Raw genomic sequence first — 24,270 nt, 5'->3', positions numbered from 1 at the left:
AGGGCATCGGCAGCCGTAATTGGCGTTTTGGTGGTGTAGAGCTTGGCGAATGCCACCTTGCTGTAAGTATCGATAAAGGTCTGCTGGTAGATGCGGCCTACGCCTTTGAGGTTGCCCACATAGAACGTGTCCTGAGAGCCTAGATAACCGGGGTGAGCCGTTTCTATCTCTCCGCAGGCCTCATCATCTTGCTTTTTCTTCTCTAGAGCCGCAACTTGGGAATCGCTAAGGATAATGCCCTCGCTAGCCACCTTGGCTTCGAGTGCCTTGAGTCGCTTCTTAAAGTTCTCTAAATCATGGCGCAGCCAGATGGAACGAACACCACTACCAGAAACAAACACACCTTGTTTGCGTAGCTCATTGCTGGTGCGGTGCTGGCCATGAGCGGGCTCGGCGATAGCGTACTCAACGACCGCTTTCTCTGTCGCTTCATCGACACGGTTCTTAATGTTTGGTGTTCGGCGGGACTTGTTGATTAAGGCATCCAAGCCACCTTCCTCTGCAAGTTCCTGATAGCGGTAGAAGGTGTCACGCGATACGCCCATGACTTTGCAGGCTTTTGAAACGTTTCCAAGTTCTTCGGCTAAGTTGAGCAAGCCAGCTTTGTGTTTGATGATCGGGTTGTTAGTATGCAGCATAGAGAGTTACCTCTTTTGTTGTTTTGATTGAAGATTCGACACCTTTATCAAAACGGGTAACTCTCTACTTTTCAAATAGATGTGTCAGATTTGGTCGGAACTAATACACTTTAAGAGGGGGGTAGTCAATTCCAGCCAGAAGAAAGCGCCAAAAGGGCGCATTCTTGGTGTTTGGCCTACTACCTACTACCTACTGCTGCCAGCACATCATTCATCGAGATAAACAGACGCTCCCTTCCGTTAACCTCGCACAGGTGCTCGAAACCATACCTTTGGTAAAAGTCTTTGGCGTTAACATCAATGCAGTCAACCACAACAGCTACTGCTCGCATGTTCTCATTGACCCTTGTTAGGTGCTCTAACGCATTCATTAGCGCGGCCTCTCCTACGCCTTGTCCTTGAGTCTTCTTATCTACCGCTAACTGAGCCACCAGAAATAGTGGTATAGGATAGCGCGGCAGTTTACTTGCTATTGCTTGCGGCAAAGACTCAGCTTGCATCGTTGTTACTGACGTACAGTAAAACGCGCACACGGAGTGCTTGCCGTTGCTTTCTGGCTCAGAGTACGGAAGAACCTTAGTAATGCTCACCCCCGCCTTAAAGTTTTGCAGCGCGTGTTTGGCTAGAAAGGTGTTAAGCCCGGCGATCCCGCAGTCAAACGTGTTGCGCTCATGCTTTGCCTTGTTCAGTTCCTCAAAGTCTTTCGAGTAGGCGATATCCAATTACTTGAAACCTTGTTCTTTATATCGGGCAAATGCGCTCTGTAGTTTTGCGTTAGGCTTAGCTGGCTGTTCGCAAGCGGCCATAAACTGAGTAAAAATATCTTCCCTCACCGAGAAAGACTCATGCTCAGAGATAACCCGCTCTACATCGGCTTCGAGAAGTCTAACAACGTATTCAGTTAAGCTATTTCTGCCAAGCAATGCGCTAGCCTTTTCAGCCTTGCGTCTAAGCTTATCGTCAAGGCGCATTTCAAATCGTTTAGTTGCCATGGCCATATCTCCTTCGGGCGCTTATTGAAGCTATCCCGATTAAAATTATTAGTATCGCTCTAATATCAGCGTGTACGTATCAATGTACGTACACTTTGATATTACGACCGGAAGCAAAAAACAGCAAGTATACTAGCTGTTTCTTTCGCATTATCTGCGCATTAGACATGCCAAAAGCTCAACGCTTGTGATTCAAGAGGGCGGTGCAATCAAAGCCAGCGCAGCAGGCAAGAAAGCATGGCCGGCACCAATAGAGCTAGAAGGGTCAAAGTCAAATTTAATGGGCATCGACTCTGCTGACTTTCGTGCCAATGCACTTCTGTCCAAAGGCGAGCTAACGGGACCTGCGGGATTTAGCTCATAGTGTTCACTTTCTCCGCGAAGTGACTGCCAGACCAGGTCTGAGCTAATGCAGGTTAAGGTAGTTGGTCGCGCAACGTATCTAGTTTCTTGTCACTGGCGCTTAACACCCTTTCTTTGCTGTCTGTCCAAAGGTAGAGCGATGTGGTCTCTATGCTGTCATGCCCTGCGTCTGCTTGAATGTGAAGTAATGGCCGTTCGTTGTAGTTGGCATCATGGGTGATGCCGGTGTGGCGAATGCTGTGGGCGCTCATTTCTTTAACCCTCAATGCTTCAACTTCGAATCCATCAGCTTTGAGTCTGTCCGAGGCATTGTTGAAGACCAGTGCAACCAGATCATGGATCCGACGTTTGCCTAGTCCGGCTTCGCGAACGCCGGCATGTCGACCATGTGGCGCTGCTTGCGTGCGAATGAATAGCGGCGTTTGTTCACCAAGTGAGGGTAAATCGCTAAGCCGAAGATACTTGCGGTAACGTGTAATGGATCTCAGTAGTGCTTTGCTCACAGAGATCGCTCGCCACTTCCGACCTTTACCAAGAACATGAAACTGCCATAAGCTGGTGGTTTCAGGGATGCGTCTAAAGTGTCCCCAGTTCAGCTCATAACTTGGCCTCGCAGCCACTTCCGATATGCGTGGATAGCACGAGTACATCAACGATATCAGGAATAAGGTACGCTCGTGCTCAGAATGCTGTTCAGCCATCTGCTCTGCGGTCTCGATAACATAGCTCCATTCCAGTTGCGTCATCGCTTTGTCCCGCAAACTGTTCGCTTCCATGCTGCTCTCGACCTTGCGTTTTTCCGCTTTAAGTAGGGGAGCGGCTGGGTTGCCCGGCGTTATCTCGTACTCGGCATAGTGATTAAATAGCATTGAAAGCAACGCGAGCTTTTGAACACGCCGTTCGGGGCTTAAGCCTTGCCATTGGTTGCCTTTGGTCACGACGAACGGGCGCCAGTTAGGGTTGGGAACAGGATCTGAATACCCGGGATGCTTGATGAACTGCTTTCTGGAAGCATCGGTAATGAATTCGGTCTGTGGGGTGCTACACCATTGCAAGTAGCTCAATAAGTGCCGTTTGTTCAGCGCTCGAAGCGGTACCGGCCTTTCTTCTTTGCGCCATAACCAGATCAGAAACAGGGTTGCTTCAGAGCGCATAGTGGTAAAGCTAGGTGAGCCAGGTGTAAGCTCCTCTAAGTAGTCAGCGGTAGCATCATAGATAGCCAACACATCATCGTCGATGCAGGCGTTGAGTGCTTGGAGGTGGCGATAAATGTACGAGTTTGCCTCATTGAAACTATTGCCGCTCTCAAATAACGGAATGAGCGGGGGAGGGGTGTACTGTGTTGGCATGGCGTTGGCTTTGTTGGCTGACTGCATCGATGTTACAGCTGAGCGTTAAAGCAATCAAACACCTGCTCGGGTGATTGCTGTTCTTTTGCGTCTTCAGTGACCTGATGAAAGTGCTCAATAAAATGTTGAAAAGAGTCTCGTTCATCATGGCGAAGCGTCGTAACACCAAAGGTCATTTGATAGTTACGTAAATGGTTAATGTTCCTGAGAACGCTGGCCGTGCCTTTTTGCAGGCACTCTAACCATTGACGGTTGCTTGCAAACTCTGCTGGTGGCGAGGCTTGTAGTGTCCTGCAACACTTCTCGATGCCGTCTATGGCTTGGAAGTACAGCTCGCTGGCTCGAGCTTCAGTGAGCCCGCAGTGGTTGACTGCCCAGTTAATCAGATCGCTTTTTCCCGGGAATATGTTGCCTTGTGTGCCCTTAGATGAGGCGGTGGTGCCCGTCGGTAGTGCCTGATGCAGGTTGTCGGCACTGTCATAGGCGAGTCCTGTGTTCAGTAATGTCGTGATGAGGACGTCGTAGGTTGGGCTCATACGATAGCGCGTTTTCTGACCTTGAGGCGTTGCAACCGTTTCTTTAAGCAAGGTCAGGTTCTTAAGGTGTAAGTCATTATTTTGCACAATCACTGACGTGGCGGATTGCAAGAATAGGTTCTCAAAGGCGTCATTTAGCTGCTCTGGATCGGTAATTACATCCCTAAGCGCTCCCGCGACTTGTTCCATGGAGCAATCATACTTCGCATTCGACGATTTGTTTAACAGCGCGGCAAAGTCAAATGGTGCAATCCGACGCTCCAGCAGGGGCTCTTTAGTAATGTCGGGAATATCGAAGCGTTCAATAATGATAAACGGCGGGCAGTCTTTGGGAATGTCCTTGCCAGTGATGGTCCGGCGTAAGCCAGACTGGGTGATGTGTTGCTCAATCTTTGTTTGTAGCTTTTCTTGTGATGTGCTCGGTAATTCGGTGGGGGGCACATGGTAAAACGTAGAATCAGGGTTACTGTAATAGTTGACCAGCTGGAACGTTGGCACTTCCAGGCCGGCGGCTCTCGCCATGGTTAAGCCTAGCCATTCAGCGATGGCAGTGTAGCGAAACTGATCGGCAGTCATGGGGAATTTGGCGATGTGCGTGAACGGCATATTGCCGTCTTGTCGGCGGATAGTCTTTATCCCGTTGCTATCTTCGCTCAACGAAATCGCAAGCTTTATCTGCATGCCCGACAATTGCGACGTGTCTTGATCGCGACTGATGGCTTCAATACTGGCGCCGATTTGATCGTCAAAGTGGGGGACATCATCAATACGCCCCTCAAACACCACGGAATCATCCAGCCGAGTTGTTAAATAATCAACCATGGGCGCGTGAAATCGCATGTCAAATGGGTCATCTGCATGTCGGCTTGAGACGGAGTAGGGGTTCTGGCGGGTGGTGGCACCCATGATTTCGTTTAGCTTGTCTGGTTGAAACCAAAAATTCCCGATAAGTCTGGTTGCATCTTGTGCAACTTGTTGAACTGGTAGCGAGGTGGCTTCCCGCTTCAGCTCGGGCAGTAGGCTGTAGATAAGACAGGCATCAAGGGAAGGGGTGCGTTCGATATCGAGTGGTTTGGCCCAGTCATTGGGGGTCACGTGGAAGATATCGCCATTAGCCAGTTCGACAATGGTTGCGAAGCGCTTCTCGTACCAATTCAAATGAAAACTGGCACGTGAGCGTGTTACCAATGGGCCTTCCAAAAATAAGTGCTCTTCTAAGCGGTCGTGGTGCTCTTTGCAAAACAATTGGATCTTGCTGAGGTTGGACGCCAATTGGCGGGTAACTGGATGGTCTGATGGAAATGTGTTGCCGGAGCTGACCTGAAATTGCAGTTCTTTGATATTGCCCACCAGCTCACTCATATTGCGAGCAGAAAAGGAGTTGCGAATATAGTTGCGAAGCAGATGATCAAGGCCTGATTGGCCGTCATAGTAGGTGCTTGGAGCTATACCCAGTTGAGCGATAGCATTAAGCCGATAACCAGCCATCCCTGCTAACGTATCTCGTGCCAGCTCGGCATCTTTGGCGTCCTTCATGTGGCTTAGCATGGAGGAGGGGATCGGCGGATTGGCAACATCCACTATTTCAGTCAGTAGTGGTTGAAACTCCACTGGTACCGAGATGGATTGGCATCGCATAACTGGCAAGGGTTTACCTTGGCGGCTGATAACGCCAATTACATAATTGGGCGGAAGCGGCTGAAAGTTGATCGAGTGTCCGTGTTGTTGGGACAGGTAGTTACGGCGCTCATGGATGGGGCTGGGGAGGCCTGAAATCCGCTTTTGGATCAATTCAAAATGAAAAGACACAGCATCGCGCAGGTAATACTGGTGGACCGCGGATGGCATTGACTTCGCGATGTCGGCTGGGTGCTCGATATAGAACAGGTCACGCCACATTGGCTCAATGCTGGTGCCTTTCGCTTTGTTTGGCGTTGGCGCAAACACGCACAGCTCTAGTAATTTTCCTTGCTCTACCAGGGCCTTGGCCGTATCGACATCAATGTTTTTACCGGCGAGGAACAAGTTTGGCTTTCTAAAGCGACCTTTGGTCTTGTGCATCTCATTCATCATATCTATAAAATCATTTCTATAATATAATGCAATATACATGGTATTGCATTGTGTTTTGTAGTGTACCACAATGCTTTCTCTATAGGGATGCGCTGTATCCAATAATCCCAATTATTGGACATGAGTTACGGAGGCAAGATGACGGAGTTTTACGCACTTAACGATGAGTTACTCTTAGATGGCCAGATCGTCGCAAAGCGTGACCTTAATAACGCGATAAATCCGGTCATTGCTCATGAGTTACCGCTTGAGGCGACTTTACTGGTGTTAAACACATTGCATGCGTTTGAGCATTTACGACATGGCACACTTGGCAGACTTGCTCTCCATTTGAATCAGTCAGAGTCAGCGCCCAGGCCGAGCAGGCGGATCCTCAGCAAAACCTATGCTGAACGTGGGATGACAGCGCTTGAATCGCCGCGCGTTAGAGAACGAATGATCGGGATGACTGACAGTTGTTCGTATCTGATTGGCGTATTGAACGGAACCGGTGGATTCGACCTCACGTTCGATAAGTATGTTCCGTTGCCAATGCTTCATCAAGTGGCCCACTACATCCATGGGAATACAGAGTTACCCAAAAGTGGTATGGAGTTGGCCAAGAGCTTTAATCAATGGACTGGACATAATGATATTGCGCATCAATGGCCAGCGCGCGTCGAGCTAAACTTCGATGGAATGCTCAATATTGTCACAGAGCTTCAGGCGTATCTTGACTCACCCATCGCTGGGGAACAGCCAACGCCGCGTGCACTGATCAGTAAACTGATTGATGAGCTTTGTGTAGATGATAACACCGTCTCGATCAGTCATGATCTGGCGTGTGATTTTCACAATGCACTGGTCGAATTAATGCCGTCGAATCCATTGATTCCGCCCCTGAGTGAAGCGGTGACAAGCAGTCACGAGCGTTCAGACATGTCGCTCATGACGGTGATTTCTCTCTCTCAAAGAAACAATGCCTCGACAATGCTTATGTAGGACGTTGCCCGCCCTGCTCTCGCGTTATCGGGATGATAGGGGCAAGATTACAGCAAGATTTTTTTTAGAAACAGCTTCACGAGGCCGATGGTAAACATCAATGCAAAAAAGTAAGAAAACCCTTCGATTGGGTGCTCGATAGCAAATAGCACCCAATACTTTCCGCACTCTACAATCCGCAAGAAAATCGCTACAACAGTCGGTTCGCAACCTAGCCAACCGGCGATGATTGCGACTAAAGCATTGCCCAATGATATTCCGAACGAAATAACGAGATATATGATCTCTTGTACAGCGTCCATAGCTGATTCCTTTACCGCGCAATACATAGTATATTGCACACTAATAGTTTTAGGCGCAAGGTTTGGCATGGCTCATGTTACAAATAACGATGAGATAGCGACAGCAGTGCTCGAATGTTTAGCTGATAGACAACATATAGTTCCTCAGGGGATTGAGTACAGCATTGGAAGTGGCTCCTATGGTGAAGCGTTCGATACAAGCGCTGGGCTTGTAGCAAAGATTACCCGCGCCCCACACGAGATTTGCTGCGCTGCTCGGCTACTGGCAAAGCGGTTAGGCCGGGCTCAGCCGTTTCCAGTCACACCAAATCTGATTGACATTGTTGCAGTGTGTGTCGTGGGAGAATTAGGCGTTATAGTTCAAGAGCGCCTGACAACCCCCGAAGATGTAGATGACCCAGTGCTTGTTGACGCGCAAGCGATGTTAGACACGCTCTCCATACCCGTTCCCGAGATCATCCATATAGATACGGATGACAAACACGAGGTCCAGGTGGCTTTCGGCTCGAGCCATCCTCTCGATGATGATGAGCTTAAAGTGTTCGAGCAACTGCAAGCTGCCGTGTTGGCTGTGTCGCACGCTGGGTTGGCAGCAACTGATTTTCATGGCGATAATCTAGGAGTGCGATACGTAGGTGATAGTGAAGAGCTTTGTTTCTTTGACTTGATGAGTGTAGAGCACAACTGCTTCTTGGAGCGGTCGCTTGGTAGTGGCGGTACGATGAGAGACGTCGTTAGCGACTGGCTTACTGAAGAGGAGCAGGCCTCGATGTTTTTCCTCAATGATTTTGAGCGGGCATTAGTCGCGGCCGGTGGTTATGATCTGCTCGAAGAGCTATCAGATCAAATTAATACTGACGTTAGACAGCCAGATTTTCAGACGACTCAGGGACTTGAGCACCTCATGACATCGGTTGCTGAGCCCTTAGCGCAGCTCCCCTACTCTGCCATGCCCTTGGATTTTGCCCTCTCGTTGGCGTCGAGTCATTGGTTTAGCAGGCAGTTAAATGGCGTACCTGCTGCACCCGTCGTGCTGGTTGATGATGCCCATGGCCAAGCCCTTCGCTATGGCATCCGTATAGGGACCCGAGTTTTTGACCATGAGCAGATGGTGTCCGACAGAGATTGGGCTGAGCACTGTGACTATCCTGCTGCCCGAGTAGTAGAACTACCCCAGCTGCCATCATTGAGACTAGACTGCTTAGCTGACATGCCGGCTGTTTGCTATTGTGAAGGCAAGTTAACGCTAGACGAACCGGAAGTAGGTGTGGAGCAAGTAACAGCACCTATTACGTCCCCTACCCATGGAGATACACTTGCATGCACTTAGTACCTAGTCATATGCCATTATTCGAGGCTCATATGGGCAAGCTATTCGGTAGCCTATTCGAACGAGGTGCGCTGTGCGAGGGTATACAGGAGCAAATCGCAAACCACCCTCGCTACCGTGCGCATCCGTTACTTGGCAAGCACGACGACTCGACGCGCTGCCTGGAGATCTACTTGACTCGAAAGCGCGTCACGGTCAGTTACCTGTTGGGGCTGGTGGAAGACTATTTAAACGACCGTTACGCAAGAGATATCAACGAAATGCCTGTTTGCGCAATCCATCGGCGTGATGCGTTGGAAGCCATGTCCCTGGCCAATAAGTTGAAATCTGTCCACCTTGATGAGTGGCAGTCTCGAAGTGGGGACCAATTACGTCAAATGCTGGCAGATTCAATAGCAAAAGAGCGTTCCAATCAAATAAGCAAGCCTGTTCATGCGAGGTTGTGATAACATAGCCCCAACGTACAAAACGTATCAGGCTATTTTTATGACCAGTGAGCAGCAGTTATGGGAGCGGTTTGTTGCTAAAGAAAGCTATCAAGGTTTGATGGTGCCGGCGAATTTCAATTCGCCAGAGCACTATCATCAGCGCCCCGAGGCCCCTGAGTTGTCCAGTTATAAAGAGGTTATGAAGTTATTGCGGCCTCTAATGCTACAAAAAGCTCACCGAACGCTGGGCAGTCGGTATAGAAACTTTCGGTCCAAAAGTCAGCTCAATAAGCGAACAATCACCATTAAGGAAGGCACTTGGCAGGCTGTCGTCGCTACAAAGTTGCATTTGGGTTTCGATGGAACGACGGAAAACGGAATAGATGCGGCACTTGAGTACATCATCGACAGTAAGTCTTGGTCTCTAAGTGAGCAGCTTTCTGATGTCGATGCTCTTCGTTCTGGCAATCCACACCTCAGTCATAATGAGCGCCTGGCATTGTTGTTGAGCAACGCAACCCCGGCTGTACGCGAGGGTGTTTTTTTGCTGTTGGCTGAGGCATACAAGCAGGGATGGAAGAAAGCCATTAATACACGTTGCAGTAGCGCTAAGGTAGATAGCCGTTTAGAGCAAGATTTAAAAACAGCGGGTATCCTGAACAACGACTACGTCTGGGTGTGTGACAACTGACGCGTTAAAGGCCGTGCGGCTCATTGGCTAGGCGAGCTACATTAACGATGTCTTCTACTGTCACATCTTTATGGTTTTGCACGTAATGGATAACTCCCCCGCTTCCAGGCACAAAAAACCAGCAAGAAGCTGGTTTATAGTGAATGGTAATCAAAAGCTTTATCCGTCTATAACCGGAAACACGATTAATTAATACAGGCAGTAGCCATCTTGATAGTAATTCGCAACGGTATAGCCTCGGTGCATGCCAACTCTGTTCGCAAGGCGAGGGTGAGATTTTATCCACATAGCCACATCTTGTCTGGCTTGACTTATCATCCATGCAGAGCGTTTTTCTTCCACAGAGAGGTAATAACCAGCGCTGGACACTGGCAAGCCAGCGTAAGTTGCTATTTGCTTGCCTAATACTGGGGAAACCCCACGTATTAACTGTGGGGTGTCATTGTCCCTATGTAGCATAAACTGATTATCGGTGTAGCTAAACGTCGCTAACCAGTGCTCTACGGGAAACGTAATGTACTGATTGGTGAATTCGATGACCAAACCTCTGTATTCGTGCAAGTAAAGAATGGCCTTCGCTTCTTTAGGGGAATCAGGCAACTCAATTAATGAAATCTGTCGATTTCGCTCCATGAACACAACTCCAAACAGAAGGACGCCCGCCATAAGTATAGAGCATTGATTAACACGCCAAATCTAATTCAGCGGAAAGCCTGGACGTTTATTGAGAGTGCCAGTTGCGTTCACCGCTTTAGTGGAAACACGTTGTCAGTGATTTTTTGGCCAGTGGAGGGTAAGCGAAATTGGATAGGTCTGTTGTTAGCTAGTGCCAAGTAAAGTCCGCCTTGATGGTAGCCACCGACACAATAATGGTTCTTCGCCACGTCCTGCCATGGGGTGTATTCATCTAATCGGTAAGCAGTGAGATCCACGAGTTTGACTTTTTGCCACCTGGGGTTGGCTAGTTGCTCTGCGTAGATGGCCCCGCTGTAGGGGTAATACTGCACAGAGGCATCTCGCATTTGAACTGGGATCCGATTACCGGTGATTAGCTTTGCGCCGTGTAGCACGCCTTGTGGGCCTATCTCGACACTGGCAGCGTTATGTCGGTGGCGTATGATAACGGGGAGTATCGGCACGCGATATTGTTCGTCAGTTAGGTTGAGGTAAGAGATGCTAGCACATCGAAGCGGGTTTGTTGGAGGGTTGGTTTTCTCTTATTTTAAATAGGAGACCAACCCTTGGTCGGCGTCAGCAAGTGTCAGTAATCAAAAGCGAGTTCGCCAGGCTGTTACCAAGCTGAATGTTCCATTTTGAAACCTCCGTTTCTGTTAAAAGCTTACTCGTAGTCCAGGTACCAAATTAAACCGCGATCATCCTCAGGAGGTCCCCAGTAATCGAACCAATAAGGATGTTGTTGCCAGTAGCTCTCGCAATGTGCACTCACGAGCTCGCGGCTGGACCGATACCCTCCGTGTTGTCTGCAGTAGGTGTAGACATAACGGTAGTGCACGTGGCCTTGTGGTACTAAGGGGTCCAGTAGTAGCGCGCGTTCTTCAGTATCTCGATTAAAGTTAGCCTCCCACTCTTTTTTATAGGCGGCGCTGTCATCGATACGGGTCAGCTCAAGCTGCACCCGTTTATTGATGTAATCGTCTTTGATAGCTTCCCCCACAAACTGACCGAACAGCGCCAAGGTGTCGCGGGTACCGCCCTTCCCTTGAATGGCTTCGATGGTCTTGCCTATCAAAAACGCGTGGTTGTAGTGCTCGCCCTCCTTTGCATCGAGGCTATAGTAAGCCCTATCGTTAGGATTGAAGGTGGGATCCACCAGCTGCCCGACCGGAACGCGCAAGCCGTATCGTAAGTAAGTAAGCTGAACCATTAAATCGGTGACCGCCGCCGCGGCCAGATGGGCGTGATTGACCGAGCGTTCGGTTGTATTAGTTGTCATGGGTGGCCACCCTATTGAACGTGGGTAACCCGAAGATGGCAGACGCTATGGTCGATGGACTCATACACACCGATATCGTCGACCGAAGGTAAATTGTAACTGCAGTTGGTGGGGACAGGTATCTGCGTGGTAACCCCGTCGACCGTATGATCGTGCAGATAATGGGCCTTGTGGGTTACGGTGATACCGTCGCTCGTTACCTTGTAGACCAACTCGTTTTCGTGATCGGCTTGTAAAATAGCTAAGCCGGTGTATGAAGCATTGATCTCATGCTCGGCCTCTTTTACATACGTGCTGACTATACGGCTCTTCGCTGTAGGCGCGGTTGTCCAGGTGGTGAGGGTGTTACAGCGCCAGTCTGGAATGGAATTGTCTTCACTGACTCGCGCGCAGGATGTGACGCGCACGTTGCCAGATAAGATCCCGACGTCTTCGGTACCAAAGTGCTGGTGGATTGGGGAGATGGCAGATGACGCCTCAGTAGTCGAAGTGGTAGAGCAACCTGCAGCGGCGAGGCCAATCAGCAGGGGGGCAGACGCTTTCCATAATGGTCGCATAACGAACTCCTCGTTCTCGGTGTGGCAAGATTACCGAAACGAATATCGCATATACACTATACATTGTAAACTATTCGTGGGGTGCCGTATCCATTTTGAACGACTGACGCAAAATCGCCATCACATCACTCACGCTGACGTGCCAGGCCATGGCCAACCGGCGCAGTGAAAATGCCATCAGCTCGGTGCGTTCACTGGGTGTCAGTCCATAGCTTAAGCTCTGTCCGCGCTGATTTTGGGTTAGCCACATGCCCTTGCAGTTGTTGTTGTGCAATTGGAAACCTTTACTGCGTTGTTCACCATGAAAGGCCCCACTCGCTTTTGTACGGATCCCGCAGACGCAGGCACAAACATGATGGAGCTCTTCGGTCGTCAGCTGTAGGGGGGCTAAGACGTTGTAGTCAGCGTTGCCATTGCGCAGCGGCGCAATCTGTAATTGGAGCGTCAGTTTTCCCTGCTTGCTAGCGACGTACTGAAATTGCACGGTGGCGCTGGCATCATCGTTAAAAAACTTAAGGTGTTCTCCGAACTCGCTCATGACAAACAGGCTATCTCACAAAGGTAGTGGCGCTGACTATATCAAATAGGCGACCACCATAAAAGCCCTAATCCCACTAACCGGCGCCGATATAAACTTCAACATTTAAACCATCATGCAATAAGCTATATCCCCCCATAGCCACGCCACCAGCGGCGCTTGATGACCCACTTTCGGCCGCCTTCCCTCCCCTGCCAAACGCTCTTTTTTCTCTCTTTTTCTCTTTTTTATTTCCACTTATCTCTATTGCGGCCCGCCGCTGGCGGGGATGGCAGGGTGGTGTTACCAGGGCGAGTGAGTCGGGCGTCCGACGAATGAGACCTGCGGAGGGGGGGCATGTTGCATGATGGTTTAAATGATGTGTTGGCATGATGGTTTAACGTGCTGGTTTTGGGGCGCTGTTGCTTATATCATATATAAGACACTTTACTTGCCGGCAAACGCTGGTGCATTGTAACTAGGGATGGATAACGGATGGATAACTCGATGGCATTAGCGCAAATTCGCGCGACGTTTGACCTGCTATCACGCGATCTTGGAAAGCTCGAGCAAAGGCTGATGCGCGTCCCGGTCCACCTTGCTCGGGTGGCATCGCTTCCTCCAATTAAGCCCGGTGATGAACACCTTCCGGTGGAGACTATCGTACCCCGTCACCACACGGGGCGCGAGGCGATGGTAACCGCCTGTTCGGCCTTTCGCGATCTGCACATTAAAGATGGCTGCAGTAAGAAATCTGCGCGACGCTATCCCGGGTATTGTCAGATCAGGCCGTCTCAAGTGGATGACCCGGGTCAACTACTGGCACTGGTCGACTGCATCAATCAGGCTAAGCGAGAGATAAAACACTTGGTAACAGACAACTTTGAATCGCGCACCGCCCGTTTTGACGCCCTGCACTCGCAATGCCCTGGGGTCATGACCGTCCATCTCTATAGAGAGATCAGCCTGTTCGCCGAGGGCGATGTTGATAGCATTCGCTGCACCTGGCTTAACAAAGATGCCTTGAATACCCTCAAGCCAAAGAATGCCATCCAATGGCAACGCTCACTCGCGTCGTTATTGGACGCTGTACTTGCTGAAGGTCGAATGGGGGATGCAGACAAGACTGTCGCAATGCACGCGCTGGCAAGTCGTATCGAGTCCGTTCCCCCGGCGAGTTTGCGTTTTCGGCGCCAAGTGAAGGTTCAGCCGGCTGCCAATGTTAAGCGCAGCGGGGCGACTAAGCCCATCACTGCGGCGCTGCCGATCCTGATTGTGCAGGAAGCGCGCATCGAGCATAAGCCGTTGCCCAGCTATGCGCCCAAAGAGCGCGTTGAGCGAAGCGACAAAACCAACAACACGCGTATTGGTAGTCTTCATGGTTGGACCATAGAACAGCGGCTAGCCTAAGTCTGCCGATTGCAGCAATCGCTGGAGGGAGTGATCGGTTGGGTGGACGAACTAGCCGCAAAGGCTCTCTTTAAGTGTATTCAAAGACTCCAAAGCCCCTTCGCATTTTAATGCCTGAGCATAGTTTTGATTCTGCTCAGCTTGGCCACGGATTACCTGCTGACTAACCAGCGCTTCGTTAACCAATGTAAGCGCGGTGCTTTCAAAACTGCCGTGGCCCCCAAGGCTGGCATTCGCCTTCTGTATTGCCGCCAATATTCTGCGGCCTTTACGGCTAAGCGTTACCAGCGAGGCTTTATGCTGGTTCAAGCCCCGGCGTTGCAACTCCGCTTTGGTCAGCTGGCGGCGTGCAAACAGGTCTTCATGGTACTTGACCTTATCGACCAACCACTGCTTTGACGCACTCGTGCGTACCATCAGGGTGGGGTAATCGGCGCCTTCCTGCCCGATGGCTTCTATCAGTGCGGCGATACCCAGCGAAATTCCATGGGGCTTACAGATCTCATTATTAAGTTTTGCGATTACATACATCGTAACCTCTCCTTTTGCCAACCCTTGCCTGCAGCGAGGGCGTTTTTGCCAACTGTAACGCTGTGCCCTCCCTATTATCAAGCCCGTATTCGCAAATTGTTTCAATGGCTTGCGCGGCGACTTTGCTGCTGGTGGTGAGGGCGGCTATCGCCACAACCACGTAGCCTGATACGTTCTTGTGGTGGGGTAAACGCTACTAGTGATGGTCATCCAGAGTAAACAATCGAGCTGGGGTTCGCTTAGCCTGGTCGTTTGCTTACCGGCATAAAGCATGTTGGGCACCAACGCGAGACTTTGCCCATCGAAACGCGGCATCGTAGGCAATATGCATCATGTTCAGCGGGAACCATGGACCAGTCAACCGGCGATGATGGTCGAGATTCACGTGCCGGTGCAGGATCTTGTCGCGAGGTCTGTTTCCAAGCGGCTATGTCGCGTGCTAATTTTTGCTTAGCTTGCGCCATTCTGGGGTGGCTTATCCACCGCCTTGGCGCGTGACAGGCAACATAGTCCAACATGATCTCCAAGAAGGCGCGCTTATTGTCGGCCATGGCCATCGATAGCGCGGTGATGTCGATGAGCAATACCGCGTGCTTAGGGTCGATATGGACGTTTTGGCTCGGTCGCTGAGGGTGCTCGAGTGAAATATTGAGTAGATTACCAGCGACTACCCCGACCAGATCAAATCCCTTGTTCGGGCCATCGTGCGACGCACACACCTCCTCTAGCGTGATTGAGCGCGGGGTGGTGACTGTAGCATGGAACCCTTTTACCCTGCCGTGGGTATCTTCAGCCCATTCATCAATCACCATACCAGGCGTGTCGATGACATAGTTATCGAGTTCATTCAGTGTCTGTAATAGCATCATCCGAGCAATCACATGAAACGACAGCTCGCATGCCTGAATAGGTGCTACCCCGGCTTTCGTATCATGGGCGAAATGATGAGCTCGTTCACCACTATCACCTTTGCGGGCGATTAGGGGTACGCTGCAGCTGGGGCAGATGCAATTGCATTCTCGGCCCCGTTGCACCTCGGCGACGTCCACCAGCTGGTCCGTTGGAATGTACCGAGCAAACGGGATCATGACCCCACTCAACGGCGGTTATCTCGGTAATGCGCTTTACGGGCGGGCGTGGCTATCAACTCCCTTTTGGCTCGCTCAGCTCGGCAAAGCCAATGCAAAACTGCAGCTGCTCGCCATTGAATGATATCTGTTGGTCTACTGCGACATGGCAGGATATGCCGGTTTGCTTAGCCGTTGGGAGCGCAAGCATAAACGTCTGACTGTAGTCGAACTCATAACTCACATCAGCGTCGGGCGACTGGCAATGAACGCTAAGTTTGACAGGTGTATTTTCGTTGTAGGGGTGACCCGGTTGAATCAAGAAGTTGCACTCCTCTGCGTCCTGGTGCTCGCTCACGGCAAGTGGCGTTCCGAACTCCAGTTGCTTCGCTGCCCTAAATACGGTTCCGGTTGGGACTGTCATCTCGATCATGGCCTGGTAATCGTTGCTGTAGGCATTGGCCATTGTCAAGGTTGCCAAAAGCCCCAATAGCGCCAACCCGAAGGTGGAGTTACCGGTTTGTGCATTTCTACTGTTAATCATGCTATTTCCTATAATGAGTACTAACGCTGTGAGCGCTAAGTCCTTGGTTGGCGATTAGGCTTCGACTGTCCTTACTCGAAACGCCCTAGTACGACCAAAGCAGTACAGCCAAGTGCCCCGCAATACATAAATGTTGTCAAACCCGAGCTCACTCCAGTAATTATCAAGCGCTTCAGCTGCGTAGTCTTGTTGCATTTTCGGATCAGGTATCGGCCCTTGGTTATTGAAATATATCAACAAGGAGTTATTGTCATACCGCTGATACTTTTGCAGCTTTACTGTCTTCGCTTTTGCGCAGAGTTTAACACCAAGCGCAAAATCCTTTTCCACTGAGTCTCCCGCCCATGCGACAGCCCGTGCAGTCTGTGAATGTGCCAACCGTTTGAGTTGTTTAGTTGTGTAGGCCTTGTCTGCGAAAGCGAACCTTGGGGCATTATCCATGTTTCCCTTTGTCATCGACTGATACTTCGCAAAGTCTTCTCGGATCGCTTCGGTCAACTCCAGCCCCATACTTATATCGGTAAAATGAAGGGCGATATCCGGCGATTCTCGCCGCTCAAGCGTAAAGGGATACCTCAGCAACCCCAACTGGGGTAGCGCTGCCAAAAACTGGTGGGCCGACCACGACTCCGTCAACTCAGTCGTCCTATCTTGACGTCGTTCTGGAACATCGACATCGAGCTGGGCGAGCGCACGTAGGTAGTCCGCTTCAGACGCTATAGAAATTGACGTGGTGTTGTTTATGCTGGATTTACTCATTTGAGCTCTATCAAATGAAGGTCAGTGTCGAGTTTGTCTGTTAGCCCTTGAAAGCATACGGGGCCTCTTGTTGTTTGATCGGCTGTACTTAACGATAGAAACGTGCGCTTAAACTCTTCAAATGTGTCGCACGGCCCGCTAGAGCCCTGCAGCATCAAAGCTAAACAATCTCGTTGCGCAGTCCCTTTGGCTTTGTCACTTTCGTCCAGTGATGTGACGAGAGCCAGTACCTCACTCTGGTAGGCTAGGTAATCCTGTTCGCAATCCAACGGGTAGGCATTGAACGCGATTATTAATAGTAGAGCTATCCATAGCGGTTTACGGGCGCGTAATAGACATGTGGCTTTAGTAAACAACTGCTCAATTCCTTTATAGTAGAGTTAATCGGCGCCTATCATCTGACGGTCAGAACCATCCGCCTTGCTGATGTAATAGGTCAAGCCGTACTTGTAAGCGGTGACCTCATTGCCGCAGCAAAACATAGGTGCCGTTATTGAGTCAGGGTAAGTGATTTTAAGCTTGTCCATTAACTTGTTCAAATCGCCCAGCGGTGTCTCGCAATAAGGGCAGTGTCCGTGGTTAACCCCCATAAATCCTCCAATAGTCCATTTAGTCACCAGCTTACCGCCAAATTCCACATACTAGAATAGGGATATCAGCAATTAAGCGTGAGCTAGGTAAACGACGCGAAAGCGGCAATCGCTACACAGGTTATGGCTGTCGCCACCTCGAACACAGGATTGGACGCAGGGGTAAATGGGATCCGGTACCGCCTACCGAAGGGCCAAAAGACAGCAACACCGGATTTCGTACACATGTCCCCCACCAAGTGGCCGATGTAGCCGAAAGAAAAGGCAAATAAGATCGTGGAATCCGCCCAACGACACAGGTATACCAGTATGCATACGGCTAACACGCTATGAAGCGCGCCCCGGTGTCCTAGTAGCGCTTTAATTGGGTAACTAATAATGGAAATACGGCGCCCTACCGTGCTTTGGGGATGGTCGATATCCGGTAGCAAGGCCCCAAGCACGATCACCGGTATAGCTAAGGCTGGGTGCGGAAATGCCAGAGCCAAAGAAGGTAGCCATTGGCTGGCGGCTACATACATGCTTAATGTGGTGACTAAGTGGTTATGTGCTTTCAAGTGCTACCTGTGGCGGTTTAGCCCTATCGGCTTAATTCGCAATACGACCGCGGGTTCTACCTGGAAGCCGTTTGGGCGAACAAGCGTTAAGCCTTGTATATTGCTATCTACAGACCACGTTTCCTTTATCACTGCACCGGAGTTGAGTATCAAGCGAACATCAATAGACTGTTTGCTTGATACTTTTAAGCAACTCGACGCATGTTGCGTGAAAGCATCAGGCGGGCACTTGTCATAGCCAAACACGGTCGCGATCTCTGATTCGCCGATGGTCATTTTGCTAGCGCCAATAAGGTAGATAGCTGGCATTTGGTCGTTTAACGACTCACTGGTACTCGCGGTGGCAAATGCAAGTAGCGAGAATATGCAGATTGGCAATGACGCAACCCCTACCAGAACGCTTGCTTTCCTAACATCAGTTCTTTTATTTGGTGGATTACGCCCCACGCTTTACATTCCTTACCTGAAATCTGAACATTGTATCTGTTAGCGACGCTCAGCTTAAATAGCATAAGCATATTGCAATTCGAATTTATTTAATGCCCTGTCTAGCATTATTTGAAGCGTACTGATTTCTAATTAAACGCTCGCAACTTTTTGTCTTTTTGCTTTTAGCACAAGCTTGTCGACCGTGTTTCTGGTTCTTGTTAATAGTGTTAGGGAGTCTCTTTCAAGCGCTGAGCCTGGAGTGAATTTGAAGTTATGTGGCGTTAGGTACTGGTTAGTTGCCTGGGCGGTGTGAGCTAATAATGATGCAGCTCTATATAAAGGAGCTATACTTTCATCGTTATTACAGCATACGGAAAAACCATACATCTCTGCATTTTTGAGAAACTCAAGTAGCGTGGTCAACTCACCTCTGTCACTGCGCGCTTGGTACGCGTCTGTCACTGCTGATCGGGCTATAGTCTCCGGTTCTGAACGTACTGCTTCTCGCTCATACTTAACCACGGTCGCTCCATAGAGCGTTTCGCCAGTAATTAAGGCGTGGACTAATTTCGCTTGAATTTCGGCGCCGGCATCGTGCCTTAACACTACGGTGCTAACAGTGTGCTCCGTCATGGTCACATCATTCCTCCAATCAAATTGCTATATACACTATACATTCTATTGTGTTTACCCGCAACGCAATGTAGGTTAGTTGCATATATTATTTCTATAACCATTGGAGAAAACAGATAGTGAGTAAGGATTTTGTACGCACGTTTACTAACGCTCGTTCTTTGAAAGCTGCTACGAACAGTATGTCGATAGAAGAACTTACTGCCAGCATGCTAAGGCTCGAGAGCGTCATTAAAGAGCGCGAAGAACAAGAGCAAGCGCAATTGGCGAAGATGCGAGCGCGAGAAGAAAAGCTGAACCACGTTTTGGACTTGCTTAAAAAAGATGGTGTTGAACCATCCGAATTAATTGACCATATCCAGAACAGTCCAAAGCCATCCCGCGAACCTCGGCCCGCAAAATACAAGTACGTAAGCGACGGCGTCGAAAAAACATGGACGGGGCAAGGGCGCACTCCTTCTGTCATCCAGCAAAAAATCGAAAGTGGTGAGTGTGTGCTCGAAGACTTTTTGATCTAACCCTTTCGTTAGGCCCCTGCACTTTCGTTTGTGTTGAATGGGGCCTTGCTTTACCTCTACTTGTTATACCTAGTCGGCCTTCTACACTCCTCGCACCGTTCTACTAAAAACCTCTTGCTATATCATATCCGAGACTGCTATGATTGGGCTATATCATTAGTAGGACATGCAAAATGAACGAAAATACCGAGATTGACCACGCTATCGCAAAACAACAACTGGCAGCGAGCGGTTGGTGTTTAGGAGCATTTAATGATCAGGGCACCCCTGTCGACCATCATTTCATCTACATTCGCGACATCAACACTGGCTATACCGAGCTGTTCTCATTGGCACACGACTCGCTTGACGCTGTGCCTCATCAGTTGCGAGACATCCCTATTGGTATGCTGGTTTCAGGTACTGTGCCGCTATTTAAAAAGGCCATAAAACGAAAAATTAAAGCACGTCAGCGGGAAGAGTTGGGGATGATGCTGTTGGCGTATGCCACTCAAACACAGGCCTACAAGCAGTGGCGACTACAAGCGCCTCACGGCGCTAGACTGCACTGTTTAATTAACATGTATCATTCCAAACAGCATGGCCCAATGTTGCGACCGAGTGTGATAGCAAGTGATGGGTTGATTGTTCCAGCTGACGAACTGGTAGAGACTTCGGAAATGCTTCGCCTACGTGACCGGGAGCAGCACCCAGATTGGTTTAACTAGATTACCCCTGTAATTTCCATCAAGTCGGTACATGAGCGCGCTATGTTGCGCTTATGTGCAGCTGCCCATATCAGCCGCATCGTCGCATTAATCCTAAATTGATAACACCTCCCGCCGACTCATGTTCACTATTTGTTAGATTAAGTGCGCGGCAGCTTTTAGCGCACTGTCCCCTCGCTTATCATAGCGCTGGGTTGTAGCCGGATCAGAATGCCCCATTAAGGCCTGTACGGTCAGCAAGTCAGCCTGTGCTCTCAGTAAGTTGGTGGCAAACGAACGCCTCAAGTCGTGAGCTTTAAACGGTCCATACCTCGAACTGCCGTGGTTTGATGCGCGTTCAATGATCGCTCGGATACCAGAAACTGTAATCGGTAGCAGTTCACCGTCCTGCCGGCGGAGGTCGCCATTGCGATTCATTCTGGGCAAGAACATCTGCAGGTGCTCTGGGTGGCGGTCGAGCCAGGTGAGCAGCGGTGTGCGCACTTTGTCAGAGAAATAAACTCGACGCTGCTTGTTACCTTTACCTAATACTGTCACGCAGTTGCTATCGAGGCAGATGTTATCCAGCGATATGCTAGCGGCTTCCGATCGCCTTAGTCCGCAATAGTACATCAGGGACAACAGAACATTATCTCTAATGGACTGCAGCGTATTCGATTCGCGATTAGCCGCAAAAATAGCGAGCATTTCTACCTCTTTGACTTCTCGCCCAGAATCAATTCGACTCCCTTTTGCTCGCTTTACATCCTTAATATTAATCAGCGTGGTTGTATCAATTAAACCTTGCTTGTGAGCATGCTTCATTACACCTTTAATCATTGTCAGGTAGGTGTTGACCGTATTAGGCGCAAGCTCGCTAGATAGCTGCCGCTTAATTGCATCGAGGTGCTCATAGCTTAATTTTTCCCAGTTAAACCGAGCATGCTCGGTAATGCGGTCACTGCTAAGGCGCCGCGCTAAGCGATTTAAAAAGACGGTGGCGGTGTATTGAGTTGTCCGATGTTCAAGTGCATTTATGTATGCCTGACTGGGGCCAAGTGGAGCCTGGCTAGTCTCGACGGTCAGATCGCTTGGTTGCTCGGCACCCCACACTTCGGTGTCGTTGTTATGTTGTCCCTGTTGCACTTTACTTCTCTCCTGCGGCATCGACGTGTGCAGTCTGTTGATACAGGCCATTTTGCCACATTAGGGACTAATAGATAGATATTATGCTGTAATTATACTGCGCAGATAAATGTAGCATGATGCGTTTTAAAACGCTTTCTTATGGGGGTGGTTAATCGACAAAAGTGGCTCAACCGGAGCCACATTTTTACTGCCGTTAGGATCTCGAAGCGTCAGGTAGTCTGCGGGTATCGGCGTCACCCGCAGTCAGTTAACCCTAATGCAATCCAGCGAATCTAGGTCATCTGCATCTGTTTAATGATGTGTTCGTTATTGCGTGTATGTGTACACGATCTTTGCGATTGACACTCTGCAGCTATACAGGTTGGGGTAACTCCCTTCGGTACTCCAATCTCCAGAAATGAAGCTTAGGCCAGCTGTCATCGTACAGCTTGTGGTCGAGATGCTAGCCGTATCTAATGTTTGCATTTGCCCAGTGTTTGTAGCCGTTAGTGTCTTGTTGTGGTTGGGGGTGCAGCTTCCTCCATTCTGCCCTGAAGCTGTACAGGTACCATACGTGATAGTAGCTCTAGTCCAAGATGAAGGTAGGCTATTGCTCCCGAGTGCGTTCGGTGAGTTGATCGTTGTAGTGTATTCAGTGCTTCCCCCGCCACCGCCACCGCCACCAGCAAGGTCCAACCCACAAGTTGTCGAGCTGGGATCGTTCCTGCAAGCGGTCATCCAGCTCGTCAGGGTGCTAACATTCGACTTCAGGGTGCTAACGTCTGATTTCAGCCTATCAACATCGGATTTCAAGGTACTGAACAAAGTACCGTTTACACTGATATCGTTGGTAAAAGTCTGCAGCGAGGTCCAGGTGCCGGCTACGTTGTAGCGAGCGTAGTTTGAGGCGTTAATCCCGCCTAGTTTGGCCGAGTCAGTGGCTTGCGCGTCAATGCCAAGATACAAAGTAGACAATGCTTTGCCACCCTCATAAAGGGTGTTGCCATCGGCGCTCACGACTAACTTGTTGCCGGCATAGATCCCGTTATTGGCATCAATGCGATTGCTGAAGGTTGCGCGTCCACCTACGGTCAACTGACCGGACACATCCAGCGTTTGGGCAGTGGTATAGCCTAAGCTCGCAGTCTGATTGGCGGCTTGGGCTATCTTCCCATTCACTGTAATGTCTCGGGTGGTAAGCAGACCATTCACATTGACCGGTGATCCAATATCGATCGCATTTGCGCCGTTTGCCGCATAGATCTGACGAACCCGTAAGATCGAGGTGTCCGCTTCGTCAATGCTGGCGTGGCGTATGTTCGCGGAGTTAATCGTCGCGTTGGCTAGGTTAGCCTCCTCCGCTTTAAGCGTGGTGATGTCGGCGACGGTTGCATCCAGGTTACCGACGACGATAGTGTCACCGTTGGCCGTGGTGAACGTTAGCCCGCCATTAAAGTTGGTCGGACCATGAAAATACGCATTGCCGTGTTGTACCAAGCTGCCTTCATTGATAATTCCAGCAGAATCAGCGGTGCCTCGGACTCGCAGTGATTGTGCGGTAGTGTGGCCAAGCTCTGCCAGCTCGTTAGCTTGCTGTACGATGCTTCCACTGACCGCTATGTCTTTAACGCTAAGTAGCGCATTAACATTCACTGGCGAGTTCATGTCGATAGCAGCCGCGCCATCGGCGGCGTAGATCTGACGAACCCGCAGCACTGACGCGGTTGCGTCAGCAAAGGTTGCCCGGTCAACGTTCAGTTCGTCAACACTGGCAAAGCGGATAGTCGCGCTATCGATGTCCGCCGCGCCCAATGAGGCTTTATCTGAAAACAGATCGGTGAACTCTGCAACAGTCGCACCCAAGTTGGTAACGGTGAGGTTATCGCCTTGCCCGTTTGTGAAGGTTAGCTCGCCAAGCTGGGCTTCAGTGGCATGTAGCTGTTCAAAAGAACCCGCCACTGCGTCAAACTGATTCGCCGAGAGTGCGCTGGATACTGTGAAATTACGAGCCTGCCCTTCATCGAGCTCCAACTGGTCAATCAGTGCGGAGGCAATCTGCGCAGAATTAACCGTTAGCCTGGCACCGTTGATATCCTGAATGTTGTTGATAGAAAAGCCGCCCATATCCAGGTCGACCAGCATGGTGTTCAGGTTATTGCCTGTCATGTCTGGCGAGCGGGCAAGCATATTCCTTACGATTGACGCCGACGCAGGGGTGGGTACAGCAAGCGAGTATTCCATCGCTCCTTCATCAAAGGCTCCGCCTTGACGCCCCACGAGGGTCTTGTACATGGCGATCCGCTCACTACCCACGCCGCTGGCGCTGAGTGTTAACGAAAATGCACTGGGTGTAACTTGTCCCGAGAGTGTGCCTAGCGGGGTGTTGAAGCTACCCTGGTAGTAGGTGCCTAATCCACTAAGCGATGTTGGCCAAGCGAGGTTGTCAGTGTAAAACGCCGCCAAAGCCGCTTGCACGTTGTGGAGGGTTTTTTCCGTAAGAACTACTTGGCGATCCAAGTTTTCTTGAGACAGCTGGACTCGCTGAGTAGCTAGTTCGCGTTCATTCGCCTGAGTAGGCAAGGCCGTCGCGGTACCAACCATCAACAGGGCCGCTGCGATTAACGATAGACGTCGCATCATAATATCCCTATGTCGAATGGGTCGCGTAACCGACTAATACGTATACCGCGAATCAATATGCATTATA

26 protein-coding genes are annotated in these 24,270 nt (G+C 50.1%); 7 read left to right on the top strand and 19 right to left on the bottom strand.

Translation table 11 applies throughout. The features are described 5' to 3' along the window. The 5 genes from G462_RS0115650 to G462_RS0115625 form a co-directional block, all read right to left on the bottom strand. Positions 1–638, bottom strand: a 638-nt coding sequence (locus G462_RS0115650; protein ID WP_026959768.1) for a helix-turn-helix domain-containing protein, incomplete at its 3' end; no start/stop codon positions are given. 179 nt (positions 639–817) lie between these two features. Beyond that, positions 818–1,360, bottom strand: a complete 543-nt coding sequence (locus tag G462_RS0115645; RefSeq protein ID WP_245579582.1) for a GNAT family N-acetyltransferase — start codon at positions 1,358–1,360, stop codon at positions 818–820. Then, on the bottom strand, positions 1,361–1,630 hold the full coding sequence (locus G462_RS0115640) for a type II toxin-antitoxin system TacA family antitoxin (protein ID WP_026959825.1): 270 nt from the start codon (positions 1,628–1,630) through the stop codon (positions 1,361–1,363). It lies immediately after the preceding gene. Between the two features lie 416 nt (positions 1,631–2,046). Continuing rightward, entirely contained in the window at positions 2,047–3,369 is a 1,323-nt protein-coding gene (locus G462_RS0115630) for a tyrosine-type recombinase/integrase (protein ID WP_051326791.1), read from the bottom strand. Positions 3,370–3,374: 5 nt separating this feature from the next. Continuing rightward, positions 3,375–5,990 (bottom strand): HipA domain-containing protein, encoded by a 2,616-nt coding sequence (locus tag G462_RS0115625; RefSeq protein ID WP_084405090.1) that lies wholly within the window; start codon positions 5,988–5,990, stop codon positions 3,375–3,377. A gap of 99 nt (positions 5,991–6,089) precedes the next feature. On the opposite strand from G462_RS0115625, the gene G462_RS0115620 reads away from it, so the two are divergent. Next, on the top strand, positions 6,090–6,932 hold the full coding sequence (locus G462_RS0115620; RefSeq protein ID WP_026959822.1) for a hypothetical protein: 843 nt from the start codon (positions 6,090–6,092) through the stop codon (positions 6,930–6,932). A gap of 47 nt (positions 6,933–6,979) precedes the next feature. Here G462_RS0115620 and G462_RS0115615 read toward each other — a convergent pair whose 3' ends face one another. Next, a complete protein-coding gene (locus tag G462_RS0115615; protein WP_026959821.1) occupies positions 6,980–7,234 on the bottom strand; it encodes a hypothetical protein in 255 nt (84 codons plus the stop codon). Between the two features lie 67 nt (positions 7,235–7,301). Between G462_RS0115615 and G462_RS0115610 the strand changes: the two genes are divergently transcribed. The 3 genes from G462_RS0115610 to G462_RS0115600 are packed head-to-tail and all read left to right on the top strand — an operon-like array spanning position 7,302 to position 9,683. Continuing rightward, positions 7,302–8,564: a hypothetical protein gene (locus tag G462_RS0115610; RefSeq protein WP_026959820.1), complete on the top strand. Its 1,263-nt coding sequence runs from the start codon at positions 7,302–7,304 to the stop codon at positions 8,562–8,564. After that, positions 8,555–9,010, top strand: coding sequence for a hypothetical protein (locus G462_RS0115605; protein ID WP_169720179.1), 456 nt, complete (start codon positions 8,555–8,557; stop codon positions 9,008–9,010). The genes G462_RS0115610 and G462_RS0115605 overlap by 10 nt, the downstream gene beginning before the upstream one ends. Before the next feature lie 40 nt (positions 9,011–9,050). Beyond that, positions 9,051–9,683 carry a hypothetical protein gene (locus G462_RS0115600; RefSeq protein WP_157378644.1) on the top strand — a complete coding sequence of 211 codons (633 nt, stop codon included), beginning with the start codon at positions 9,051–9,053 and terminating at the stop codon, positions 9,681–9,683. 189 nt (positions 9,684–9,872) lie between these two features. Here G462_RS0115600 and G462_RS0115595 read toward each other — a convergent pair whose 3' ends face one another. From G462_RS0115595 to G462_RS0115575, 4 genes are all read right to left on the bottom strand, one after another. Then, a complete protein-coding gene (locus G462_RS0115595) occupies positions 9,873–10,316 on the bottom strand; it encodes a hypothetical protein (RefSeq protein ID WP_157378643.1) in 444 nt (147 codons plus the stop codon). Positions 10,317–11,022: 706 nt separating this feature from the next. After that, the gene (locus tag G462_RS0115585) at positions 11,023–11,637 is read right to left on the bottom strand and encodes a hypothetical protein (RefSeq protein WP_026959815.1); all 615 of its coding nucleotides are present in this window, start codon (positions 11,635–11,637) and stop codon (positions 11,023–11,025) included. 11 nt (positions 11,638–11,648) lie between these two features. Beyond that, a complete protein-coding gene (locus tag G462_RS0115580; RefSeq protein WP_026959814.1) occupies positions 11,649–12,194 on the bottom strand; it encodes a hypothetical protein in 546 nt (181 codons plus the stop codon). Positions 12,195–12,264: 70 nt separating this feature from the next. Then, complete coding sequence (locus tag G462_RS0115575) at positions 12,265–12,732, bottom strand: hypothetical protein (protein WP_026959813.1); 468 nt, start codon at positions 12,730–12,732, stop codon at positions 12,265–12,267. A 486-nt stretch (positions 12,733–13,218) separates the two neighbouring features. Between G462_RS0115575 and G462_RS0115570 the strand changes: the two genes are divergently transcribed. Next, a complete protein-coding gene (locus G462_RS0115570) occupies positions 13,219–14,121 on the top strand; it encodes a DNA replication terminus site-binding protein (RefSeq protein ID WP_026959812.1) in 903 nt (300 codons plus the stop codon). Positions 14,122–14,172: 51 nt separating this feature from the next. Here G462_RS0115570 and G462_RS0115565 read toward each other — a convergent pair whose 3' ends face one another. The 7 genes from G462_RS0115565 to G462_RS0115525 all read right to left on the bottom strand — a co-directional run bounded on the left by G462_RS0115565 (position 14,173) and on the right by G462_RS0115525 (position 19,231). After that, a complete protein-coding gene (locus tag G462_RS0115565; protein ID WP_026959811.1) occupies positions 14,173–14,652 on the bottom strand; it encodes a hypothetical protein in 480 nt (159 codons plus the stop codon). Positions 14,653–14,891: 239 nt separating this feature from the next. Next, complete coding sequence (locus G462_RS0115560; protein WP_157378642.1) at positions 14,892–15,521, bottom strand: hypothetical protein; 630 nt, start codon at positions 15,519–15,521, stop codon at positions 14,892–14,894. 274 nt (positions 15,522–15,795) lie between these two features. Continuing rightward, the gene (locus G462_RS0115555) at positions 15,796–16,263 is read right to left on the bottom strand and encodes a hypothetical protein (protein WP_026959809.1); all 468 of its coding nucleotides are present in this window, start codon (positions 16,261–16,263) and stop codon (positions 15,796–15,798) included. 54 nt (positions 16,264–16,317) lie between these two features. Further along, on the bottom strand, positions 16,318–17,022 hold the full coding sequence (locus tag G462_RS0115550; protein ID WP_026959808.1) for a response regulator: 705 nt from the start codon (positions 17,020–17,022) through the stop codon (positions 16,318–16,320). A gap of 380 nt (positions 17,023–17,402) precedes the next feature. Continuing rightward, positions 17,403–17,612, bottom strand: coding sequence for a hypothetical protein (locus tag G462_RS0115540; protein WP_026959806.1), 210 nt, complete (start codon positions 17,610–17,612; stop codon positions 17,403–17,405). Between the two features lie 83 nt (positions 17,613–17,695). Continuing rightward, the gene (locus G462_RS25130) at positions 17,696–18,169 is read right to left on the bottom strand and encodes a metal-dependent hydrolase (protein ID WP_157378641.1); all 474 of its coding nucleotides are present in this window, start codon (positions 18,167–18,169) and stop codon (positions 17,696–17,698) included. Between the two features lie 579 nt (positions 18,170–18,748). Then, on the bottom strand, positions 18,749–19,231 hold the full coding sequence (locus G462_RS0115525; protein WP_026959804.1) for a hypothetical protein: 483 nt from the start codon (positions 19,229–19,231) through the stop codon (positions 18,749–18,751). Positions 19,232–19,350: 119 nt separating this feature from the next. Between G462_RS0115525 and G462_RS0115520 the strand changes: the two genes are divergently transcribed. Further along, a complete protein-coding gene (locus G462_RS0115520; RefSeq protein ID WP_035477943.1) occupies positions 19,351–19,749 on the top strand; it encodes an H-NS family histone-like protein in 399 nt (132 codons plus the stop codon). 173 nt (positions 19,750–19,922) lie between these two features. After that, complete coding sequence (locus G462_RS0115515; RefSeq protein WP_026959802.1) at positions 19,923–20,456, top strand: hypothetical protein; 534 nt, start codon at positions 19,923–19,925, stop codon at positions 20,454–20,456. Positions 20,457–20,591: 135 nt separating this feature from the next. On the opposite strand, the gene G462_RS25070 is transcribed toward G462_RS0115515, so the two are convergent. Together G462_RS25070 and G462_RS0115505 are read right to left on the bottom strand one after the other, a co-directional pair. Continuing rightward, a complete protein-coding gene (locus tag G462_RS25070; RefSeq protein ID WP_026959801.1) occupies positions 20,592–21,632 on the bottom strand; it encodes a tyrosine-type recombinase/integrase in 1,041 nt (346 codons plus the stop codon). A 258-nt stretch (positions 21,633–21,890) separates the two neighbouring features. Then, positions 21,891–24,203 carry a hypothetical protein gene (locus G462_RS0115505; RefSeq protein ID WP_157378639.1) on the bottom strand — a complete coding sequence of 771 codons (2,313 nt, stop codon included), beginning with the start codon at positions 24,201–24,203 and terminating at the stop codon, positions 21,891–21,893. Between the last annotated feature and the right edge of the window lie 67 nt (positions 24,204–24,270).

It is taken from the genome of Aliagarivorans taiwanensis DSM 22990, assembly GCF_000429505.1.
GTDB lineage: Bacteria > Pseudomonadota > Gammaproteobacteria > Enterobacterales > Celerinatantimonadaceae > Aliagarivorans > Aliagarivorans taiwanensis.
The sequence above is the reverse complement of the archived record's forward strand: the minus strand, read 5'-3'. Positions and strand labels throughout refer to the sequence as shown.

Excerpts from the sequence above, each read along its gene's own strand:
- G462_RS0115570 (WP_026959812.1), top strand. The coding sequence starts at position 13,219 with ATGGCATTAGCGCAAATTCGCGCGACGTTTGACCTGCTATCACGCGAT.
- G462_RS0115515 (WP_026959802.1), top strand. The coding sequence starts at position 19,923 with ATGAACGAAAATACCGAGATTGACCACGCTATCGCAAAACAACAACTG.
- G462_RS0115615 (WP_026959821.1), bottom strand. The coding sequence starts at position 7,234 with ATGGACGCTGTACAAGAGATCATATATCTCGTTATTTCGTTCGGAATA.
- G462_RS0115610 (WP_026959820.1), top strand. The coding sequence starts at position 7,302 with ATGGCTCATGTTACAAATAACGATGAGATAGCGACAGCAGTGCTCGAA.
- G462_RS0115575 (WP_026959813.1), bottom strand. The coding sequence starts at position 12,732 with ATGAGCGAGTTCGGAGAACACCTTAAGTTTTTTAACGATGATGCCAGC.
- G462_RS0115640 (WP_026959825.1), bottom strand. The coding sequence starts at position 1,630 with ATGGCAACTAAACGATTTGAAATGCGCCTTGACGATAAGCTTAGACGC.
- G462_RS0115620 (WP_026959822.1), top strand. The coding sequence starts at position 6,090 with ATGACGGAGTTTTACGCACTTAACGATGAGTTACTCTTAGATGGCCAG.
- G462_RS0115555 (WP_026959809.1), bottom strand. The coding sequence starts at position 16,263 with ATGATTAACAGTAGAAATGCACAAACCGGTAACTCCACCTTCGGGTTG.
- G462_RS0115595 (WP_157378643.1), bottom strand. The coding sequence starts at position 10,316 with ATGGAGCGAAATCGACAGATTTCATTAATTGAGTTGCCTGATTCCCCT.
- G462_RS0115600 (WP_157378644.1), top strand. The coding sequence starts at position 9,051 with ATGACCAGTGAGCAGCAGTTATGGGAGCGGTTTGTTGCTAAAGAAAGC.
- G462_RS0115560 (WP_157378642.1), bottom strand. The coding sequence starts at position 15,521 with ATGATGCTATTACAGACACTGAATGAACTCGATAACTATGTCATCGAC.
- G462_RS0115540 (WP_026959806.1), bottom strand. The coding sequence starts at position 17,612 with ATGGGGGTTAACCACGGACACTGCCCTTATTGCGAGACACCGCTGGGC.
- G462_RS0115580 (WP_026959814.1), bottom strand. The coding sequence starts at position 12,194 with ATGCGACCATTATGGAAAGCGTCTGCCCCCCTGCTGATTGGCCTCGCC.
- G462_RS0115550 (WP_026959808.1), bottom strand. The coding sequence starts at position 17,022 with ATGAGTAAATCCAGCATAAACAACACCACGTCAATTTCTATAGCGTCT.
- G462_RS0115505 (WP_157378639.1), bottom strand. The coding sequence starts at position 24,203 with ATGATGCGACGTCTATCGTTAATCGCAGCGGCCCTGTTGATGGTTGGT.
- G462_RS0115565 (WP_026959811.1), bottom strand. The coding sequence starts at position 14,652 with ATGTATGTAATCGCAAAACTTAATAATGAGATCTGTAAGCCCCATGGA.
- G462_RS0115630 (WP_051326791.1), bottom strand. The coding sequence starts at position 3,369 with ATGCAGTCAGCCAACAAAGCCAACGCCATGCCAACACAGTACACCCCT.
- G462_RS25070 (WP_026959801.1), bottom strand. The coding sequence starts at position 21,632 with ATGGCCTGTATCAACAGACTGCACACGTCGATGCCGCAGGAGAGAAGT.
- G462_RS0115525 (WP_026959804.1), bottom strand. The coding sequence starts at position 19,231 with ATGACGGAGCACACTGTTAGCACCGTAGTGTTAAGGCACGATGCCGGC.
- G462_RS0115625 (WP_084405090.1), bottom strand. The coding sequence starts at position 5,990 with ATGTATATTGCATTATATTATAGAAATGATTTTATAGATATGATGAAT.
- G462_RS0115605 (WP_169720179.1), top strand. The coding sequence starts at position 8,555 with ATGCACTTAGTACCTAGTCATATGCCATTATTCGAGGCTCATATGGGC.
- G462_RS0115585 (WP_026959815.1), bottom strand. The coding sequence starts at position 11,637 with ATGACAACTAATACAACCGAACGCTCGGTCAATCACGCCCATCTGGCC.